Source organism: Streptomyces pilosus (assembly GCF_014649835.1).
GTDB lineage: Bacteria > Actinomycetota > Actinomycetes > Streptomycetales > Streptomycetaceae > Streptomyces > Streptomyces pilosus.
This window is the reverse complement of sequence record NZ_BMTU01000007.1, coordinates 290802-311021: the sequence shown is the minus strand read 5'-3', so window position 1 is coordinate 311021 and position 20220 is coordinate 290802. Positions and strand designations below refer to the sequence as shown.

17 protein-coding genes are annotated in these 20220 nt (G+C 70.1%); 13 read left to right on the top strand and 4 right to left on the bottom strand.

The annotated features are described in order from the left end of the window. The first annotated feature begins 183 nt into the window (after nucleotides 1–183). The 10 genes from IE118_RS20275 (at nucleotide 184) to IE118_RS20230 (ending at nucleotide 12202) form a co-directional block, all read left to right on the top strand. Nucleotides 184–1230 (top strand): ABC transporter permease, encoded by a 1047-nt coding sequence (locus IE118_RS20275; protein WP_189559377.1) that lies wholly within the window; start codon nucleotides 184–186, stop codon nucleotides 1228–1230. A gap of 100 nt (nucleotides 1231–1330) precedes the next feature. Continuing rightward, complete coding sequence (locus IE118_RS20270) at nucleotides 1331–3133, top strand: ABC transporter substrate-binding protein (RefSeq protein ID WP_189559376.1); 1803 nt, start codon at nucleotides 1331–1333, stop codon at nucleotides 3131–3133. Nucleotides 3134–3237: 104 nt separating this feature from the next. Then, nucleotides 3238–4215: an ABC transporter permease gene (locus tag IE118_RS20265; RefSeq protein ID WP_189559375.1), complete on the top strand. Its 978-nt coding sequence runs from the start codon at nucleotides 3238–3240 to the stop codon at nucleotides 4213–4215. Between the two features lie 10 nt (nucleotides 4216–4225). After that, nucleotides 4226–5287, top strand: coding sequence for an ABC transporter ATP-binding protein (locus IE118_RS20260; RefSeq protein ID WP_189559374.1), 1062 nt, complete (start codon nucleotides 4226–4228; stop codon nucleotides 5285–5287). Nucleotides 5288–5302: 15 nt separating this feature from the next. Next, on the top strand, nucleotides 5303–6421 hold the full coding sequence (locus tag IE118_RS20255) for an ABC transporter ATP-binding protein (protein ID WP_189559373.1): 1119 nt from the start codon (nucleotides 5303–5305) through the stop codon (nucleotides 6419–6421). A gap of 184 nt (nucleotides 6422–6605) precedes the next feature. Beyond that, nucleotides 6606–8234 carry a peptide ABC transporter substrate-binding protein gene (locus IE118_RS20250; protein WP_189559372.1) on the top strand — a complete coding sequence of 543 codons (1629 nt, stop codon included), beginning with the start codon at nucleotides 6606–6608 and terminating at the stop codon, nucleotides 8232–8234. Nucleotides 8235–8240: 6 nt separating this feature from the next. Then, on the top strand, nucleotides 8241–9164 hold the full coding sequence (locus tag IE118_RS20245) for an ABC transporter permease (RefSeq protein ID WP_189559371.1): 924 nt from the start codon (nucleotides 8241–8243) through the stop codon (nucleotides 9162–9164). After that, complete coding sequence (locus IE118_RS20240) at nucleotides 9157–10137, top strand: ABC transporter permease (protein WP_189559370.1); 981 nt, start codon at nucleotides 9157–9159, stop codon at nucleotides 10135–10137. Before IE118_RS20245 ends, IE118_RS20240 begins: the two co-directional genes overlap by 8 nt. A 6-nt stretch (nucleotides 10138–10143) precedes the next feature. After that, nucleotides 10144–11118, top strand: coding sequence for an ABC transporter ATP-binding protein (locus IE118_RS20235; protein WP_189559369.1), 975 nt, complete (start codon nucleotides 10144–10146; stop codon nucleotides 11116–11118). Beyond that, on the top strand, nucleotides 11111–12202 hold the full coding sequence (locus IE118_RS20230) for an ABC transporter ATP-binding protein (RefSeq protein WP_189559368.1): 1092 nt from the start codon (nucleotides 11111–11113) through the stop codon (nucleotides 12200–12202). The genes IE118_RS20235 and IE118_RS20230 overlap by 8 nt, the downstream gene beginning before the upstream one ends. Nucleotides 12203–12303: 101 nt before the next feature. Here IE118_RS20230 and IE118_RS20225 read toward each other — a convergent pair whose 3' ends face one another. Then, a complete protein-coding gene (locus IE118_RS20225) occupies nucleotides 12304–14442 on the bottom strand; it encodes a S9 family peptidase (protein WP_189559367.1) in 2139 nt (712 codons plus the stop codon). 175 nt (nucleotides 14443–14617) lie between these two features. Here IE118_RS20225 and IE118_RS20220 point away from each other — a divergent pair, with 175 nt between their 5' ends. Both IE118_RS20220 and IE118_RS20215 read left to right on the top strand, forming a co-directional pair. Continuing rightward, nucleotides 14618–14812, top strand: a complete 195-nt coding sequence (locus IE118_RS20220; RefSeq protein WP_030860044.1) for a hypothetical protein — start codon at nucleotides 14618–14620, stop codon at nucleotides 14810–14812. 221 nt (nucleotides 14813–15033) lie between these two features. Next, entirely contained in the window at nucleotides 15034–16473 is a 1440-nt protein-coding gene (locus IE118_RS20215; RefSeq protein ID WP_189559366.1) for an amidase, read from the top strand. Nucleotides 16474–16525: 52 nt separating this feature from the next. Here the strand turns inward: IE118_RS20215 and IE118_RS20210 are convergent, their stop codons facing one another. From IE118_RS20210 to IE118_RS20200, 3 genes are read right to left on the bottom strand one after another with little or no spacing between them, the layout of a single operon-like run. Next, a complete protein-coding gene (locus IE118_RS20210; RefSeq protein WP_229846871.1) occupies nucleotides 16526–18409 on the bottom strand; it encodes a hypothetical protein in 1884 nt (627 codons plus the stop codon). A 24-nt stretch (nucleotides 18410–18433) separates the two neighbouring features. Continuing rightward, complete coding sequence (locus IE118_RS20205; protein WP_189559365.1) at nucleotides 18434–18655, bottom strand: DUF397 domain-containing protein; 222 nt, start codon at nucleotides 18653–18655, stop codon at nucleotides 18434–18436. Next, entirely contained in the window at nucleotides 18652–19536 is an 885-nt protein-coding gene (locus tag IE118_RS20200; protein ID WP_189559364.1) for a helix-turn-helix domain-containing protein, read from the bottom strand. Before IE118_RS20200 ends, IE118_RS20205 begins: the two co-directional genes overlap by 4 nt. Before the next feature lie 155 nt (nucleotides 19537–19691). Here IE118_RS20200 and IE118_RS20195 point away from each other — a divergent pair, with 155 nt between their 5' ends. Beyond that, nucleotides 19692–20153: an ATP-binding protein gene (locus tag IE118_RS20195; protein WP_373303205.1), complete on the top strand. Its 462-nt coding sequence runs from the start codon at nucleotides 19692–19694 to the stop codon at nucleotides 20151–20153. The last annotated feature ends 67 nt before the right edge of the window (nucleotides 20154–20220 follow it).

Genomic DNA, 20220 nt, shown 5'->3' with positions numbered 1-20220 from the left:
CATGTCAAGCGCGCGAAGGTGTCAATCTTTGCAATTTTTGCTCAAAATATGGACGGTAGGGAGATCCCTATGTCTTCCGCCCTTGACGCGCGTTGACCGTCTTGGCGAAAGTTCCCCCAAACCACAGAACCTGCCGGTATCTGTGCTGCGCTCAACTCTCCAACCCCCCGGGGGACGAACACGATGACCAGTCCAATCAAGGCCGAGGACTCCGGGTCCGCGGCTGTCTTGGACCCTGAGCTCGCAGCGACCACGGAAAACGCGGTCGTGAAGGGCGAGAAGCAGCCCGAGGGTCGTTCCCCCGGCCAGTTGATGTGGCAGCGCTTCAAGCGCGACCGTACCGGGGTCGTCTCCGCGTGCGTAGTGATTTTCTTCTTCGTCGTCTCCGCCGCGGCTCCGCTCATCGCGAAGCTGTACGGCAAGAACCCCTACACGCTGTACGCCCAGGAGCCGGACTACCCGTTCCTCCTGGACGACTTCGCCATGCCGACCGGATCCTTCGGCGGCATGTCGGGCGAGTTCTGGTTCGGTGTGGAGCCGAAGCTGGGCCGTGACGTGTTCACGATGCTGCTGTACGGCATGCGGACCTCGCTGTACATGGCCGTGGTCGTCACGACGCTGTGCGTGATCACCGGCGTGGTCATCGGCATGGTGATGGGCTACTTCGGCGGCCGGGTGGACTACTGGCTCGGCCGGGTCACGGACTTCTTCCTGGCCTTCCCGCAGCAGCTGTTCTTCATCGCCTTCATGCCCGTCGTGGTCGCGATGTTCGTCGACCCGCAGGACGAAACCCCCACCTTCCTGCGGGCCGTCGCGATCACCCTGGTGATGTGGTTCCTCGGCTGGATGGGCCTGGCGCGCCTCGTGCGCAGCTCCGTACTCTCGCTCGCCGAGCGGGAGTTCGTGGAGGCCGCCAAGGTGTCCGGCGCTTCTCCGTGGCGCATCGTGCGCAAGGAGATCCTGCCGAACATCGTCACCCCGATCCTGGTGCAGGCCACCTACATCCTCCCGGGAACGATCCTCTCCATCGCCTTCCTCTCGTACATCGGCGTCGGCTTCGTCGAGCCGACCCCGGACTGGGGCCGGATGTTCGCCATCGGCGCCGACGTGTACGAGCAGGACCCGATGTTCATGTTCTTCCCGGGCGTGGCGCTGGTGGTGTTCGTTCTCTCCTTCAACCTTCTCGGAGACTCCGTCCGGGACGCATTCGACCCCAAGACCGGACGGTAATCGTCCATTGGTGGTGGGGGAGCTGCCGCCCCCGTGCCGGGCTACCGGACCGCTAGGCAGCACTCGTGGACAACTAATGACAGGTAGGTGCATCGGCATCATGAAGCCCATCAGAACGCGTACCGCGCGTGCCATCGCCGTCGCCATCGTGGCCGGCTCGCTGGCGCTGACCGGCTGCTCCAGCGACAACGGTGGCGGCAGCAAGGGCAAGGACGACTCGAAGAACCAGAAGGACGCCGCCGAGCAGCAGGATCCTGTCGCCTACGGTGACGCCGCCGCCTCCAACGGTCCGGCCGAGGAGATCACCGGCGCCAAGTCCGGCGGTTTCATCAACGTCTACATGCAGTCGGACCTGACCCACATGGACCCGGGTCAGATCTACGTCTCCGACGCGGGTCAGTTCTCCAACCTGATCCACCGCGGTCTGACGAACTACCAGGAGGACGAGAAGGGCAACCTGACCGTCGTCGGTGACATCGCCACCGACTCCGGCCAGTCCTCCGAGGGCGGCAAGGTCTGGACGTACAAGCTCAAGGACGGCATCAAGGACCAGGACGGCAACGCCATCACGTCCGCCGACGTCCGCCACACCATCGAGCGCCTGTACTCGAAGGTCATCTTCGACGGCCCGACGTTCGTCCAGTCCTGGCTCTCGGGCAACGACTACCGCAAGGCCCTGCCGGACGGCCCCTACAAGGGCAAGCACCTGCCGGACACCGTCCTGGAGACCCCGGACGACAAGACGGTCGTCTTCAAGTTCGACAAGCCGCGCCCGGACCTCCCGCAGGCCCTCGCCATGGCCGGCTACTCCATCGTGCCGGCGAAGGCCGACACCAAGGAGAAGTACGACGACGCCCCGAAGGCGCTCGGCCCCTACAAGATCGCCGAGTACAAGCCGGGCAAGTCGATGAAGCTGGTCAAGAACGACCAGTGGGACGCCAAGACGGACGCCGTGCGTCACCAGTACGTGGACGGCTACAACTTCAGCTCCACCATCGACCAGGCCAGCCAGACCAAGCGTCTGATCGCCGACCAGGGCGAGGCGAAGAACGCCATCCAGTTCACCGACTCGGTGGACCCGGCGCAGATGTCCACGGTCATCGGTGACGCCAACGCCAAGAAGCGCACCGTCCAGGGCTACCAGCCCTACGTGTGGCAGCTCACCTTCAACCTCGACCGCGTCAAGGACAAGAAGATCCGCGACGCGATCACCTACGCCATCCCGAACCAGTCCATGGTCCAGGCGGACGGTGGCCGCTACGGCGGCGAGGTCGCCGGCGGTCTGCTCGCCCCGACCCTGCCGAACTACGACCCCGAGTACGACCCGTTCGGCAAGCTGAAGAAGCCCAACGGCGACCCGGAGAAGGCCAAGGCGCTGCTGAAGGAGGCGGGCTTCAAGGAGGGCACCAAGCTGTCCTACGCCTACTCCAACACCCCGCGTGGCCAGGCGCAGCAGGTCATCATCAAGGACGCGCTCGAGAAGATCGGCTTCGACGTCCAGGCCAAGGAGATCGACCGGGCCAGCTTCTACGAGCAGGTCGGCAAGCTGAACAACCCGTACGACATCTACATGACCGGCTGGGGCCAGGACTGGTCCTCCCCGTCCACGGTCATCACCCCGGTCTACGACGGTGAGCTGGTCGCCGACGGCGCGTCCAACTACTCGCACGTCAACGACCCGCAGGTGAACGAGCTGATCCAGAAGGCCCTGGTGCAGGAGCCGGAGGAGGCCGCCAAGACGTGGGAGCAGGCTCACCACCGTCTGGTGGAGGAGATCAACCCGGCTGCTCCGGTCTACTACTCGAAGCAGATCCAGCTCTACGGTTCGAACATCGGTGGCGCCAAGTACAGCACGGAGTCGAGCTACATCGACATCAACGACCTGTACCTGAAGCAGCCGTAACCCGTCAGCTCGGCTGACCGCGGGGGTGTGCGCCAGGCGGAGCGCACCCCCGCGGACGGTACCCCCTCCCTGCCGCCGCGTTTCGAAGAGAGCATCCACCCGCCATGCTTCAGTTCCTCATCCGCAGGCTGATCGGCGCCGTCGTCATCATGTTCCTGATCGGCGCCTTCACGTTCTTCCTGTTCTATACGGTTCCTCAGGACTTCGCTGCGCTGTCCTGCGGCAAGAACTGCTCGCCCGAGAACCTCGCCGTGATCCGCGAGAACCTCGGGCTGGACAAGCCCATCACCACCCAGTTCTGGGAGTTCATGACGGGCATCGTCGCAGGGCGGGACTTCGCGACCGGTCACTGTGCCGCACCCTGCCTGGGGCAGTCGTTCAGCACCGGTGAGTTCGTCTGGGACTCGATCCTGGACCGCTTCCCGCTGACGCTGTCGCTGACGGTCGGCGGTCTGGTGATCTTCCTCATCGTGGGCCTCGGCGCCGGCCTGCTGGCCGCGTGGAAGCGCGGCACGGTGGCCGACAGGGCGGTCAGCGGCGCGTCCATCGTGCTGAGCTCGTTCCAGATCTACTTCCTCGGCCCGATCGTCCTCGGCATCGTCGTCTACCAGACGGGCTGGCTGGACAACCCCAAGTACCACCCCTTCACGGAGAACCCGCTCACCTGGGCCGCCGGCATGCTGATCCCGTGGGTGGTGATGGCGACCATCTTCACCGCCCAGTACACCCGTATGTCGCGCTCGACCATGATCGAGCAGCTCCAGGAGGAGCACGTCCGCACCGCCCGCGCCAAGGGCATGAAGCAGAGCTACGTCTTCTTCCGCTACGCCTGGCGCGGTTCGCTCATCCCGATCGTCACTATCCTGGGTATCGACCTCAGCGCGCTGCTGTCCGGCGCGGTGGTCACGGAGTTCACGTTCGACCTGGCCGGTATCGGCCGTCTCGCGGTGGATTCGTCGCTGACGAAGGACCTGCCGGTGACCATGGGCGTCATGCTGTTCGGGGCGTTCTTCATCCTGCTCCTGAACATCCTCGTGGACCTCGTCTACGCGTACATCGACCCGCGCGTGCGGCTCAGCTAGGAGAATCACCGTGACCACACTGACCAAGACCGAAGGCGAGAAGGCCCCGACCGGGCCGGACTCCTTCCTCTCGGTCCGCGACCTGCGGGTGCGGTTCTCCACCGAGGACGGCATCGTCAAGGCGGTCGACGGGCTGTCCTTCGACGTCGAGCGCGGCAAGACCCTCGGCATCGTCGGCGAGTCGGGCTCCGGCAAGTCCGTGACCAACCTGACCGTCCTCGGTCTGCACAACCCCAAGAGCACCACCGTCGAGGGTGAGATCCTCCTCGAGGGACGGGACCTGGTCACCGCCCCCGAGAAGGAGCTGGAGAAGCTCCGCGGCAACAAGGTCGCGATGATCTTCCAGGACCCGCTGACGGCGCTCTCGCCGTACTACACGGTGGGCCGGCAGATCGCCGAGCCGTACATGAAGCACACCGGCGCCTCCAAGAAGGAGGCGCGGGCGCGGGCGATCGAGATGCTGACCAAGGTCGGCATCCCGCAGCCCGAGTCCCGGGTGGACGACTACCCGCACCAGTTCTCCGGCGGTATGCGCCAGCGCGCCATGATCGCCATGGCGCTGGTCTGCGACCCCGACCTGCTGATCGCGGACGAGCCGACCACGGCCCTGGACGTGACGGTGCAGGCGCAGATCCTCGACCTGCTGAAGGACCTCCAGCAGGAGTTCGGCACCGGCATCATCTTCATCACCCACGACCTCGGCGTCATCTCCGACATGGCCGACGACCTGCTGGTGATGTACTCGGGCCGGGCCGTGGAGCGCGGCAGCGTCCGTGAGGTGCTGCGCCAGCCGAAGCACCCCTACACCTGGGGTCTGCTCAGCTCGATGCCGCGTCTCGGCGCCGACGTCTCGCAGGCCCTCAACCCGATCCCCGGGTCCCCGCCCAGCCTGCTGAACCCGCCCTCCGGCTGCCCCTTCCACCCGCGCTGCGCCTTCACCGGCGAGGTGCCGGGGGACCGGTGCAGCACCGAGCGTCCGTCGCTCGGCGAGGGCCGGGCCGCTGCCTGCCACCTGACGGCGGAGCAGAAGCAGTCCATATTCATCGACACGATCCAGCCCCGGCTGCGCTAGGGAGAGATCCGAGACATGAGCGACAACCTCACCCTCCCCGCACAGCAGGGCTCCACCGGCGCGTCCACCGAGACGCTGCTGAAGGTGGAGGGCCTGACCAAGCACTTCCCGATCTACGGCGGCTTTCCGATCAAGCGGAAGGTCGGCGCCGTCCAGGCCGTCGACAACGTCGACCTGACCGTCGGCGTCGGCGAGAGCGTCGGACTGGTGGGTGAGTCGGGCTGCGGCAAGTCGACCACCGGCCGGCTCATCACCCGGCTGCTGGAGCCGACCGGCGGCCGGATCGAGTACGCGGGCCAGGACATCACGCACGCCAAGCGCAAGCAGCTCGCACCGGTCCGCTCCGAGATCCAGATGATCTTCCAGGACCCGTACTCGTCGCTGAACCCGCGGCAGACCGTCGGCACCATCATCAAGTCGCCGATGGAGGTCAACGGGATCGACCCCGCGGGCGGCCGGGAGAAGCGGGTCCGCGAGCTGCTCGAGCTCGTCGGCCTCAACCCCGAGCACTACAACCGCTTCCCGCACGAGTTCTCCGGCGGTCAGCGCCAGCGCATCGGCGTCGCCCGTGCCCTGGCGCTCAACCCGAAGCTGATCGTCGCGGACGAGCCGGTCTCCGCCCTGGACGTCTCCATCCAGGCGCAGGTCGTCAACCTGCTGCAGAAGGTCCAGGACGAGCTGGGCATCGCCTTCCTGTTCATCGCCCACGACCTCGCGGTGGTCCGGCACTTCTCGCAGCGCGTGGCCGTGATGTACCTCGGCAAGGTGGTCGAGGTCGGCGACCGGGACTCCATCTACAACCGGCCCCGCCACCCCTACACCCACGCGCTGCTGTCGGCCGTGCCCGAGGTGGCGATGGACGACGAGACGGAGAACCGGGAGCGCATCCGCCTCTACGGTGACGTCCCCTCGCCGATCATGCCGCCGTCCGGCTGCCGCTTCCGCACCCGCTGCTGGAAGGCGCAGGACAAGTGCGCGACCGACGAGCCGCCGCTGGTGCAGATCTCCGGCAACCGTGACGGCCACCTGACGGCCTGCCACTTCCCGGAGGACCCGACGACGGAGTCCCGCGGCGAGGACGTCGTCCTCGACCCGGCGCTGAAGGCGCTGGAGGAGTCGGCCGGCAAGGACTGACACCTCGTCGTACGTCACGGCTGCCGTCCGCCCCGCAGGGGGCGGGCGGCAGCCGTCGTCCGTCTCCGGGCCGGTACCGGCATACGGCTGGTGCGCCCCCCGGACAGGTGCCCTTCATGTGCGTGATGTGCCGTGTGCGCCGATATTGGCGTAAAGGACCGGCGCACGTACGAGGAGGCACCCCATGCGCGGAGCGATGCACGCCGGATGGGCCGCTTGCGCGATGGCGGTCGCCCTCGCGGCGACGGGCTGCGGAGGCGGCGGGGACGGCGGGGGGAGTGACTCCGGGGCCGTGCTGAGCGCCTCCTGGGGCGATCCGCAGAACCCGCTGGAGCCGTCGAACACCAACGAGGTGCAGGGCGGCAAGGTGCTCGACATGATCTTCCGGGGGCTGAAGCGGTACGACCCGGAGACCGGCGAGGCCAAGGACATGCTCGCCGAGAGCATCGAGACCTCCGACTCGCAGAACTTCACCGTCACCGTCAAGGACGGCTGGACCTTCAGCAACGGCGAGAAGGTCACCGCCCAGTCCTTCGTCGACGCCTGGAACTACGGCGCCAGTCTGCGGAACAACCAGCGCAACGCGTACTTCTTCGGCTACATCGAGGGCTACGACCAGGTGCACCCCGAGGAGGGCGACCAGACCGCCGACACCATGTCCGGTCTGAAGGTGACCGGCGAACGCACCTTCACCGTCAAGCTCACCCAGAAGTTCTCCACCTTCCCCGACACCCTCGGCTACAACGCCTTCGCCCCGCTGCCCCGGGCGTTCTTCGACGACCACGACGCCTGGGTGAAGAAGCCCGTCGGCAACGGCCCCTACCTGGTCGACTCCTACACGCGCGGCTCGCAGATGGCCCTGCGCAAGTGGGACGACTACCCGGGGGACGACAAGGCGCAGAACGGCGGCGTCGACCTCAAGGTCTACACCGACAACAACACCGCCTACACCGACCTCATCGCCGGCAACCTCGACCTGGTCGACGACGTCCCCGCCGCCCAGCTGAAGAACGTGCAGAACGACCTCGGCGACCGCTACCTCAACAGCCCCGCCGGCATCATCCAGACCCTCGCCTTCCCGTTCTACGACGAGAACTGGAACAAGCCCGGGTCGGAGAAGGTCCGGACCGGCCTGTCCAGGGCGATCGACCGGAAGCAGATCACCGACACGATCTTCCAGAAGACCCGCACCCCCGCCACCGACTGGACCTCACCCGTCCTCGGCGAGGACGGCGGCTACCAGGCGGGCCTGTGCGGGGACGCCTGCGAGTACGACCCCGACGCGGCGAAGAAGCTCATCGAGGAGGGCGGCGGGCTGCCCGGCGGCAAGGTGACGATCACCTTCAACGCGGACACCGGCTCCCACCGCGAGTGGGTCAACGCGGTCTGCAACTCCATCAACAACGCGCTGGACGACGAACGCGCCTGCACCGCCAACCCGGTCGGCACCTTCGCCGACTTCCGCAACGAGATCACCGACCGGAACATGACGGGGCCGTTCCGGGCCGGCTGGCAGATGGACTACCCGCTCATCCAGAACTTCCTCCAGCCGCTCTACTACACCGACGCCTCCTCCAACGACGGCAAGTGGTCCAACCAGGAGTTCGACGACCTCGTCGACCGCGCCAACCAGGAGACCGACACCGCCAAGGCCATCGACCTGTTCCAGCAGGCCGAGGGGGTCGTCCGCGACAACATGGCCGCCATCCCGCTCTGGTACCAGAACGGCAGCGCCGGCTGGTCGGACCGGCTCTCCGACGTCAAGCTCAACCCGTTCAGCGTCCCCGTGTACGACCAGATCAAGGTGAGCTGACCGGCCATGGGACGCTATGTCGTCCGGCGGCTGCTCCAGATGATCCCGGTGTTCATCGGGGCCACGCTGCTGATCTTCCTCATGGTCAACGTGATGGGCGACCCCATCGCCGGGCTCTGCGGGGAGCGCCAGTGCGACCCGGCGACCGCCGCCCGGCTGGAGCAGGAGTTCGGCCTCGACGAGCCCGTCTGGCAGCAGTACCTGACCTACATGGGGAACGTCTTCACCGGTGACTTCGGCACGGCCTTCAACGGCCAGGAGGTCACGGAGCTGATGGCGACGGCGTTCCCCGTCACCATCCGGCTCACCCTCATCGCGATCCTCTTCGAGATCGTCATCGGCGTCACCCTCGGCGTGGTCACCGGACTGCGCCGGGGCAGCCCCGTCGACACGGGCGTGCTGCTGCTCACCCTCGTCGTCATCTCCGTGCCCACCTTCGTCACCGGTCTGCTGCTCCAGCTGCTGCTCGGCGTGAAGTGGGGCTGGATCCGCCCCTCGGTCTCCTCCGAGGCGCCCTTCGACGAGCTGATCCTGCCCGGCCTGGTGCTGGCCTCCGTCTCCCTCGCCTACGTCACCCGGCTGACCCGCACCTCCATCGCCGAGAACCGCCGCTCCGACTACGTCCGCACCGCCGTCGCCAAGGGCCTGCCCCGGCACCGGGTGGTCGTCCGGCACCTGCTGCGCAACTCCCTGATCCCGGTGGTCACCTTCATCGGGGCCGACATCGGCTTCCTCATGGGCGGAGCCATCGTCACCGAGCGGATCTTCAACATCCACGGCGTCGGCTACCAGCTCTACCAGGGCATCCTCCGGCAGAACACGCAGACCGTCGTCGGCTTCGTCACCGTGCTGGTGCTGGTGTTCCTGGTCGCCAACCTGATCGTCGACCTCCTGTACGCCGTACTCGACCCGAGGATCCGCTATGCCTGACGGACGCCACGAACCCGAGCAGGCCATCGCCGGGACGGGGATGGGCGGGACCATGGACCTGGGCGTCGACGAGGCGGAGGCCCTGGAGAAGCGGCCCGGGGGCGGGGGCGGCCCCGGACCCGAGGGCAAGCCGCGCTCGCTGTGGTCCGACGCCTGGCGGGACCTGCGCCGCAACCCCGTCTTCATCGTGTTCGCGCTGGTCATCCTCTTCCTGGTCTTCATCTCCCTGTGGCCCTCGGCGATCACCTCCGGCAGCCCGCTCACGTGCGACCTGTCCAGGGCCCAGGAGGGCTCCCGGTCCGGGCACCCCTTCGGCTTCGACGGCCAGGGCTGCGACGTCTACACCCGCACGGTCTACGGCGCCCGCACGTCCGTGGCGGTCGGTGTCCTCGCCACCCTCGGGGTCGCCGTCCTCGGCAGCGTCCTGGGCGCCCTCGCCGGGTTCTTCGGCGGTGTCGGGGACTCGGTCCTGTCCCGGATCACCGACGTCTTCTTCGCCATCCCCGTCGTCCTCGGCGGACTGGTGCTGCTGTCCGTCATCACCAGCAACACCGTCTGGCCGGTCATCGGGTTCATCGTGCTGCTCGGCTGGCCGCAGCTCTCCCGCATCGCCCGCGGCTCCGTCATCACCGCCAAGCAGAACGACTACGTGCAGGCCGCGCGGGCGCTCGGCGCCTCCAACTCCCGCCTGTTGCTGCGGCACATCGCGCCCAACGCCGTCGCCCCGGTCATCGTCGTGGCGACCATCGCGCTGGGCACCTACATCGCCCTGGAGGCCACCCTGTCCTACCTGGGCGTCGGCCTGAAGCCGCCCAGCGTCTCCTGGGGCATCGACATCTCCGCCGCCTCCCCGTACATCCGCAACGCCCCGCACGCGCTGCTGTGGCCCTCCGGGGCCCTCGCGATCACCGTCCTGGCGTTCATCATGCTCGGCGACGCGGTGCGCGACGCCCTCGACCCGAAGCTGAGGTGAGCCGCCGTGCTGCTCGAAGTGCGGGACCTGCACGTGGAGTTCCACACCCGTGACGGGGTCGCCAAGGCCGTCAACGGGGTCAGCTACGGCGTGGACGCCGGCGAGACCCTGGCCGTGCTCGGCGAGTCCGGCTCCGGCAAGTCGGTGACCGCGCAGGCCGTCATGGGGATCCTCGACATCCCGCCCGGCCGGATCACCGGCGGCGAGGTCGTCTTCCAGGGGCGCGACCTGCTGAGGCTCAAGGAGGACGAACGCCGGCGGGTCCGGGGCGCCGGGATGGCGATGATCTTCCAGGACGCGCTGTCGTCGCTGAACCCCGTGCTCAGCGTCGGCGACCAGCTCGGCGAGATGTTCACCGTGCACCGGGGCATGTCCCGCAAGGACGCTCGGGCCAAGGCCGTCGAGCTGATGGACCGGGTGCGCATCCCGGCCGCCCGGGAGCGGGTCAAGCAGTACCCGCACCAGTTCTCCGGCGGCATGCGCCAGCGCATCATGATCGCCATGGCGCTGGCCCTGGAGCCCGCCCTGATCATCGCCGACGAGCCGACCACCGCCCTGGACGTCACCGTCCAGGCACAGGTGATGGAACTGCTGGCCGAGCTCCAGCGCGAGTACCGCATGGGCCTGATCCTGATCACCCACGACCTCGGCGTGGTCGCCGACGTCGCCGACCGCATCGCCGTGATGTACGCGGGCCGGATCGTCGAGTCGGCGCCGGTCCACGACATCTACAAGGCCCCGGCCCACCCCTACACCCGGGGCCTGCTGGAGTCGATCCCCCGCCTGGACCAGAAGGGCCAGGAGCTCTACGCCATCAAGGGGCTGCCGCCCAACCTCATGAGCATCCCGCCGGGCTGCGCCTTCCACCCCCGCTGCCCCCTGGCCCGGGACGTCTGCCGCACCGACGAGCCGCCGCTGTACGAGGTGTCGCCGACGCGGGGGAGTGCCTGCCACTTCTGGAGGGAGTGCATGGATGACTGAGCCGATTCTGGAGGTCAGCGGCCTGGTCAAGCACTACCCGCTGACGCGGGGCGTCGTCTTCCGCAAGCAGGTCGGCGCGGTGCGCGCGGTCGACGGCGTGGACTTCCGCCTGGGCCGGGGCGAGACGCTGGGCATCGTCGGCGAGTCGGGCTGCGGCAAGTCGACGGTCGCCAAGATGCTGGTCAACCTGGAGCGCCCGACGGCCGGTTCGATCCGCTACAAGGGCGAGGACATCACCCGCCTGTCGGGCCGGGCCCTCAAGGCGGTGCGCCGCAACATCCAGATGGTGTTCCAGGACCCGTACACCTCCCTCAACCCGCGCATGACGGTGGGCGACATCATCGGGGAGCCGTACGACATCCACCCCGAGGTGGCCCCCAAGGGCGACCGGCGCCGACGGGTGCGGGAGCTGCTGGACGTGGTCGGCCTCAACCCGGAGTACATCAACCGCTATCCGCACCAGTTCTCCGGCGGCCAGCGCCAGCGCATCGGCATCGCGCGCGGGCTGGCGCTGCGGCCGGAGGTCATCGTCGCCGACGAGCCGGTCTCCGCGCTGGACGTCTCGGTGCAGGCGCAGGTCATCAACCTGATGGACCGGCTGCAGAGCGAGTTCGAGCTCGCCTACGTCTTCATCGCCCACGACCTGTCGATCGTCCGGCACATCTCCGACCGGGTCGGGGTGATGTACCTCGGGCGGATCGTGGAGACGGGCACGGACACCGAGATCTACGAGCACCCCACCCACCCCTACACCCAGGCGCTGCTCTCCGCCGTCCCCGTGCCGGACCCGGAGGCCCGGGAGCACCGGGAGCGGATCATCCTCAGCGGGGACGTCCCCTCCCCGACGAACATCCCCTCCGGCTGCCGCTTCCGCACCCGCTGCTGGAAGGCGCAGGAGCGCTGCGCGCGCGAGGTCCCGGCGCTCGCGGTGCCCGCCTGGTTCGAGGCGGCGGGCGGTCCGGCGGCGCACGACTCGGCCTGCCACTTCGCCGAAGAGAAGCATGTGGTGCCGGCGGAGGGACACCGTGACGGGCCGCGGGGACACGGCGACGGGCCGTGGGGACACGGCGGCGGGCCGGGGTGACATGGCTGCACCCCGGCCCGCTCACGGCACCCGCACGGCCGCACGCTGTTCAGCTTCCCGTGTCCGTATATCGGGACCGCTTCCGCGAAGTTGCCCCGGTGTTAACGCGTTTCGCCCGTGTTCGTCAGGCCCAGGGAGCGCCTGAGGAAGTCGAGCTGGAGGCGGAGCAGGTTCTCGGCGACCTCCTCCTGCGGGGTCATGTGCGTGACGCCGGACAGGGGGAGGACCTCGTGCGGGCGGCCGGCCGCGAGCAGCGCCGAGGACAGCCGCAGCGAGTGGGCGACCACCACGTTGTCGTCGGCCAGCCCGTGGATGACCATCATCGGGCGGTGCGGTTCGGCGGCGTCGACCAGTCCCGCGTCGTCGATCACCGAGTTGCGGCGGTAGACCTCCGGCTGCTCGTCGGGCAGGCCGACGTAGCGTTCCTGGTAGTGCGTGTCGTAGAGGCGCAGGTCGGTGACGGGGGCGCCCACCACGGCCGCGTGGAAGACGTCGGGGCGGCGCAGCGCCGCGAGGGCGGCCAGGTAGCCGCCGAAGGACCAGCCGCGGATCGCGACCCGGTCCAGGTCGAGCGGGAAGTCACCGGCGAGCGAGCGCAGCGCGTCGACCTGGTCCTCCACGACGACCGCCGCGATGTCGTCCCTGATGGACTTCTCCCAGGCGGGGGAGCGGCCGGGTGTGCCGCGGCCGTCCGCGACGATCACCGCGAAACCCTGGTCGGCGAACCACTGGGAGGTCAGGTGCGGATTGTGGGCGGCCACCACCCGCTGGCCGTGCGGACCGCCATAGGGGTCCATGAGCACCGGGAGAAGGGTGTCACCGGCGTAGTCACGAGGCATAAGCACGGCGCACGGGATGCGGCGTGCGCCCCCCTGGGTCAGGGTCAGCCGGAGGGACATTCCGGGGTCTTCGGCGTACGAGGGGACAGTCGCCGTCGGTTTCCCGTCACGCAGGACGACGGCCCGGGAACCTGGCCGGTCCGGGGTGGCGGACACGAGCACGGTGACGCCCCCGGCGCGCACCGCGGAGTGCACGCCGGGCTCCTGCGAGACGCGCTCCACGCCGAGTTCGTTCACCCGGTAGACGTGCACCTCGCCGGTCTCCGGGGTGGCCGCGTCCTCGCCCGCCGACGCCGAGACCAGCACGTCGTCGTCGGACACGTCCAGCACCGCCCGGATGTGCAACTGGTGCCCCGTGAGCGGTCGTTCACCCACGGCGAGTCGTCGTGCGCCCCCCTCGTCGGCGATCCGCACCAGCCGTCCGGACGGGCTCCAGCAGGGCACTCCGGGGAAAAGTTCCAGCCAAGTTGGATCTTCGTCGGCGTGCACCATCCGGGTCGCCCCGGAGTCCGGGTCCACGGCCAGGACGAGCTGCCCGCGCTGGTCGCGCGCCTGTACGAGCAGCAGCGGGGCCCCCGCGGCTGACCAGTGCACATGCGCCAGATAGGGGTACCGCACGCGGTCCCAGGAGACCTCCGTGCGCGTCCCGCCGAGGTCGATCACGAACAGCCGCACGTCCGCGTTCGGAGTGCCCGCCGCGGGATAGCGGACGTGGTGCGGCTCACGCTCCGGACGTGCGGGGTCGGAGATCCACCACCGCTGCACCGGCGTGTCGTCCACCCGCGCCACCAGCAGCCGGTCCGACTCGGGCGCCCACCAGAAGCCGCGTGAACGCCCCATCTCCTCGGCCGCGATGAACTCCGCCAGACCGTAGGTGACCTCCTCCGACTCGGGGGTTGCGAGCGCGCGGTCGTCCGCCCCCTCGGCCCCGGTCACCCGCAGCGCCCCCCGGGCGACGTAGGCGACGTGCCGGCCGTCGGGCGAGGGTCGGGGGTCGATCACCGGTCCCGCGGCGGGCAGTTCGCGCGCGGTCCCGGCCCGCAGTTCGGCCGTGAAGAGCCGCCCTGACAAGGCGAAAGCCGCCAACTCGACGGCCGCGTCGGTGGCATAGCCGACGATGCCGGCACCGCCCTCACGGCTGCGCTCGCGCCGTGCGCGTTCCTCGGCGGAGAGGTTCTCCGAGGTCCCGCCCAGGAGGGCGCGCGGGTCGGCGGCCACGCGCTCCCCGCCCTCCTGGGGGTCGAGGACCCAGAGCGAATGAGCCCGGTCGGTACCGGAGTTGGAGCGCAGGAACACGACACGCGAGCCGTCGGGCGCCACGCTGAACGAACGCGGCGCGCCGAGCGTGAAGCGCAGGGTGCGGGCGTGCCGTCGGGGGAAGGAGTCAGCCTCGGTCGTCATGCCCTGACCATATTGGCCATGCGCCCCCTTGTGCGGCCGTGCGCCGACCGATGCGCACGTACGGAAAGTTATGATCGTTAGCGCATAGTGGGTATGAACCTGCTGGCTGCTGTGTGGATTTATCTGCCCCCATATTCCTACCCCCGCGCCCTGGGATCCTTGGAGGTGAGCCGCCGTGGCACTCTCGATTTCGGCGGTGGTGCTGCTGGCGATCATCGTCTTCCTGCTGATCAAGAAGTCGGGTCTCAAGGCAGGGCACGCCGTGGTGTGCATGCTGCTCGGCTTCTACCTGGCCTCGTCGACGATCGCCCCGACCATCAGCGAGCTGACGACGAACATCGCGGGGATGATCGGCAGCATCAACTTCTAGGCGCCGTCCCGCGGTGGCGCGCACCCTCTTCCGGCCGGGGCCCCGTGGTGGGTCCCGGGACCCGGCCGGAGTCCACGTCCCGCCCGCCCTCCGCCCCCGCGCCTCCCGCGCGGGCGCGGCGGGTGATCCCGCCGACTCGTGCCCGCCGGCCCCTCGCGTGTTACCCGCCGGTAAGCAATGATGGCCGGGCCATCATCCACGCGCGCAGGGCGGAGCCGACGGTGACGACTTCCGAGGAACAGAGCGGGGAACGAAGCAGGGCGCGGACGAGGGTGCACGTCTTCCGGGACGACGCCCTCGGCGACCTGGACGCGGTCGGACTCGCGGCGGCGATCCGCCGGGGAGAGGTCGGTGCCGCGGAGGCCGCCCGTGCGGCGTCGGCGCGCGTCCGGGCCGCGGACGAGCGGCTCCACGCCGTCCAGGTCCACCTCGACCTCCCGGCCCACGGCTCCGCGCCCGACGGCGCCCTCGCCGGGGTGCCGACCTTCGTCAAGGACAACACCGACTTCCAGGGCCTGCCCACCGGTCACGGCAGCGCCGCCTTCGCGCCCCGCGCGGCCCGGCGGCACGCCCCGTTCACCCGCCAGTTCCTGAGCACCGGTGTCACGGTCCTCGGCAAGACCCGGCTGCCCGAGTTCGGCTTCAGCCCCACCACCGAGTTCGAGGGCGCCGAACCCGTCCGCAACCCCTGGCACACGGACCACTCGGCGGGCGGTTCCTCCGGCGGCAGCGCCGCCCTGGTCGCCGCCGGGGCGGTGCCCCTCGCCCACGCCAACGACGGCGGCGGCTCGATCCGCATCCCCGCCGCCTGCTGCGGACTGGTCGGCCTGAAGCCGACCCGCGGCCGGGTGGTGCCGAACGCGCAGGGCCGCCGGCTTCCCGTCGACCTGGTCAGCGACGGCGTGGTCAGCCGCTCGGTGCGCGACAGCGCGGCGTTCCTGGCCGCCGCGGAACAGCACTGGCGGAACCCGGAGCTGCCGCCCGTCGGCCTCGTCGAGGGCCCCTCGGAGCGCCGTCTGCGCATCGGCCTGCTGGTGGACTCACCGAACGGTGTCCGCGTCGACGACGACACCCGGACGGCCGTCACGGAGACCGCCGAGCGCCTCGAACGGCTCGGCCACACCGTGGAGCCGGTGGAACTCTCCATCGACCCGCACTTCACCGAGGACTTCCTGACCTACTGGGGCCTGCTGTCGTTCCTGATCGGCGTGACCGGCAGGACGATGGGCGCGGACTTCGACCGCCGCCGCATGGACGGGCTGAGCCGGGGCCTGCGGGAGATGTACGTGAGCAGGTGGCGGACCACGCCGGGCGTCGTGCGCAGGCTGAAGCGCACGCGGGAGGCGTACGCGGCGGGCTTCCGGGGCCTCGACGTGATCCTCTCCCCGGTCCTGGCCCACACCACCCCGCCGATCGGCCACCTCGCCCCGACCGTCCCCTACGACACGCTGGTCGAACGGCTCCTCGCCTATGTGGCGTTCACCCCGGTCAACAACGTGGTCGGCACCCCGTCGATCTCCGTACCCGCCGCGCACGCGACGGCGGACGGACTGCCGGTCGGCGTGATGGTCTCCGGCCGCCCGGGCGCGGAGCGCACGCTGCTGGAGCTGGCCTTCGCACTGGAGGCGGACCGGCCCTTCCGGCGCCTCCAGGACGTCTGAGGGGCCCCGCCGTCCATCCGGTGACGGGCGGGCACGGCCCCCCGGCCGTCCGTCACAGCAGGAGCAGCACCGCGGCGCCCCACAGCACCGACAGGGCCGCCAGCGGGGGCCCGACCGGCATGCCCTGCTGCCCCGCCGTCGCCTCCCGCTCCGGCCGCAGCTCCGGGTGGAGCAGCAGCGCCCGCAGTTCGTCGGCGACGCGCTCCGCGGCCGGCTCGCGGCCCAGGCGGCGCTCCAGCCACGCGAAGCCGGTGGGGGAGAGGTCCACGGAGTCGTCCTTGGCCCTTCCGACGTGGATGCCGTCCTCGGAGTGCCGCACGGACGTGATCACGTCCCACGGGACCCGCCGGACGCGCCACGCCCCGGTCACCCACAGCCCGTCCCGGTCGGCGGTGATCCGCCAGGTCAGCGCCGTCGCCACGGCCGTCACCAGCCACGGCACACCCGCGATCAGGAACAGCCAGGTCCACGACGGCTCCTCGTCGAGCATGGCCCAGATGCCGCCGCCCTCCACCAGGAGCAGGAAGAGCCCCACCGCCCGCGAGAAGCCGTGCGCCCTCCACACACGCGGGTCCGCCGTGTGCGTCATCCCGGCGGCGACCTCGCCGGCGGACCGCCGGGTCCGCTCCCGCTCACGGAGCCGCGGCCGGTGCCCGTCCCGGCCCGCGGCCGCCGGTTTCACCGCGCTGACGCTGCACTCCACGGCCACCTCGTCGTCGGCGTCGTCGCGCGCGACGAAGGCGACTTCGGCGCCGGCGTACGGGACGCCGTACAGGACGGCCTCGCGCAGTGGCGGGGCGGGGTCCTTGCCCCGGAGGATGTCCGTGAGCCTGCCGAGTCCGATGGCGGCCGCGGAGTCGTCGCCCGCCTCGGGGCCGTCCGCCTCCTCCTCCCCGTCGTCGTCGGCGTCGTCGGCGTACAGCGAGTGGAAGTGCAGGATCGGCCGGCGGCCCCCGGGGTCGTCGGCCGCGAACACCCAGGTGCGGCCGTCGTCGTGACCCTCGCGCACCAGCACGTGCAGCACCGGCAGCGGCCCGCGCCGCAGCCGCCGCGCACGGACCCGGCCCGCCACGCCGTTCACCAGGAACGCCAGCCCCGTGGCGGAGCCGCCCAGCACCAGCAGCTCCCAGCCGAAGACGTCGTACGGCTCGGCGACCAGCGCCTTCCAGTCGCCGTCCACGACGAGGTCGACCCGGGTGCCCACGGGGAAGTCCTCCGGGTACCCCGTCTCGAAGCGGTACGTGCGCCCGTCGGCCGTCACCGTGACGACGTCGGCGTCCTCGTCCCCCCGGTCCACGGCGGTGACCCGTCCGGACAGCTCCGTGGCGCCCGCGGCCCGCTCCTCGTACGCGTCGACGACCTGCTGGGCCTGCCAGAGGCCGAAGCCGGCGACGGCCAGCAGCAGTCCGCCCAGGACGACGGAGAGCCTGCCCCGGCGGAACGTCCGCGCGGCGGCCGGCAGCGGCTGTGCGCCCGGTCCGGCCGCCTCCAGGGCCAGCGACCGCTGCCGTGCCGCGGCGGCCAGACGGTGGAGGATCCCCGCGGTGATGAACGCGACGGCGAGGAAGAACGCGAGCGCGGACGGCCGGCCGCACACGGCGAGACCCTCCTCGGCGACCAGCGCCACCGACACGACCCCGAGCCCGGCGAGCGCGAGCCGCGGCTGCCGCCACACCCAGTACGGGGTCAGCACCATGACGACGGCCACCCCGAGGCCCGGCCAGTCGGTGCCGCACGGGGCGGCGGACGTGCAGGCGGGGACGGGACCCGCCTCCAGTTCCCAGACCACGGAGACGAGGTACGCCAGGACCGCCCGCAGCGGCTGGGCCCACCGGGCGGGTACGGCGGCGAGCCAGCGCCGGGCGTCGGGGGTCCGCCAGTCGGCGGTGCCGGGCGGTATGTGCTCGGCGGGCAACGGCACGGGAGGTGTGGACACCCGCGCATTATGATCACACGAGCTTCACACGCGGGATCGGCTTCCCCTCGCGTACGGCACGAAGCCGGCCCACGCGGCGGGGGCGAAGGCCAGCCGGGGGCCCCCGGCGTTCTTCGAGTCGCGCACGTGGACGGTACTGGGCTCGGTGGCGACTTCGACGCACGAGTCGCCCTCCGGGCCACTGCTGTAACTGCTCTTGAACCATGCCAGGTCGGAGGTGTCCTTGGCGGAGGCCTTGCGGGTCATGTTTCTCCCTGCAGTTGCTCGATCAGGGCCAGCGTTTCCCCGGGCGACAGGGCTTGCGCCCGGATGGTGCCATACCGCAGTTCGAGAATGCGCAGTTGCCTTGGCTCGGAGGTCGGCCGGCCGTTGAAGGCGCCATCAGAACGCCCTACTGCTGTCCCATCCTCGAACTTCAGCAACTCGATCCTGCCGCTCATGCCGGGATGGGCCACGCTGTCCATCGGCATGACCTGGAGTGAGACGTTGTTCGTCCGCCCCACTTCCAGCAGTCGTTCGAATTGCTGCTTCCGTGCCATTGTGCCCCCGACCCGGCGCCGAAGGACGGCCTCCTCCAGGACAAAACTGAGGGAAGGAGCTGGTGAGCGGTCGAAGACCGACAACCGTGCCATGCGTGCGGCCACCAGACGGTCCACCTCCTCAACCGGGTAGGGCGGCTGCCGCACTTCGAACAGTGCGCGTGCGTGCTCAGGCGTCTGCAACAAGCCCGCGATGCTGCTGCACTCATAGACCCCGATCTCGACCGCCCGGGCCTCCAGCTGCGCGAGGTCCCGCACCTTCTTCGGGTACCGGACCTTCCTCACGTCCTCCTTCATCGCCGCGATGAGGCCGCCAGCGCCCAGCACCTCGTCCGCCGTGTCCAGATACTCGGGCCGGGGGATCCGCTTGCCCGTCTCGATCTTGTAGACCAGGTCCTCGCCGTACCCCACCGCCACCGCGAACTCGGGAACCCGCAGGCCCGCGGCCTCGCGCCGGAGCCGCAACTGCCGCCCCACGGTGGCGACCACGGCGAGCGCCCAGTCGTCGTCCGGGTCCACCTCCCAGCCGGGTTCGTCCGTCTGCTCCGTCTCGGTCCTGACCCGCACCGCCCCGCCGTTCACCGACATGCGCGCCCCTCCGTAGTGCCGTGCCGTACTGTCACGCCCCACCCGCGCCGAGCCGCATCGACAGTCCGGACAACACCGGACACGTCCCGGACGGTCGCTCTACGTAGCGGGGCAATCACCTCACACGGTATGTCCGTTCGGCCACGCTGAGTGACGTGAATCAGGAAATCGCCGAGACCAGGACCCGACCCGACGGCGGGGTCCGCAACTTCAGCACGCTGCTGTCGTCCACCCCGCGCGGCGCCCGCCTCGCCCGTCTGCTCGCGGTGAACGCGCTGCGCAACTGGGGACTCCCGGACGAGACGGCGAGCCACGTCGTCGCCGAGCTGGCGGCCAACGCGGCCACCCACGGCCGCGTACCGGGCCGCAGCTTCCGCCTGACGCTCTACGTGGTCGGCGCCACGCTCCGCATCGAGGTCACCGACACGCGCGGTGACCGGCCCCCCGTGCTCCGGGAGCCCGGCACCGGTGCCGAGTCGGGGCGGGGGCTGTTCCTCGTGGAGGCGCTAGCGGACCGCTGGGGGGTCAGCGAGGGGCGCTTCCCCCGCAAGACCGTCTGGGCGGAGGTCGACCTCGCACCACCGGAACCCGGCCCGGAATCCCAGGAGGCCCCCTAGCGGGGACGTCACCGCCGGGAGTGGAGCGTCCCCGCACGCGGCCTGCCGCGCTGCCGGAACGCCGGCG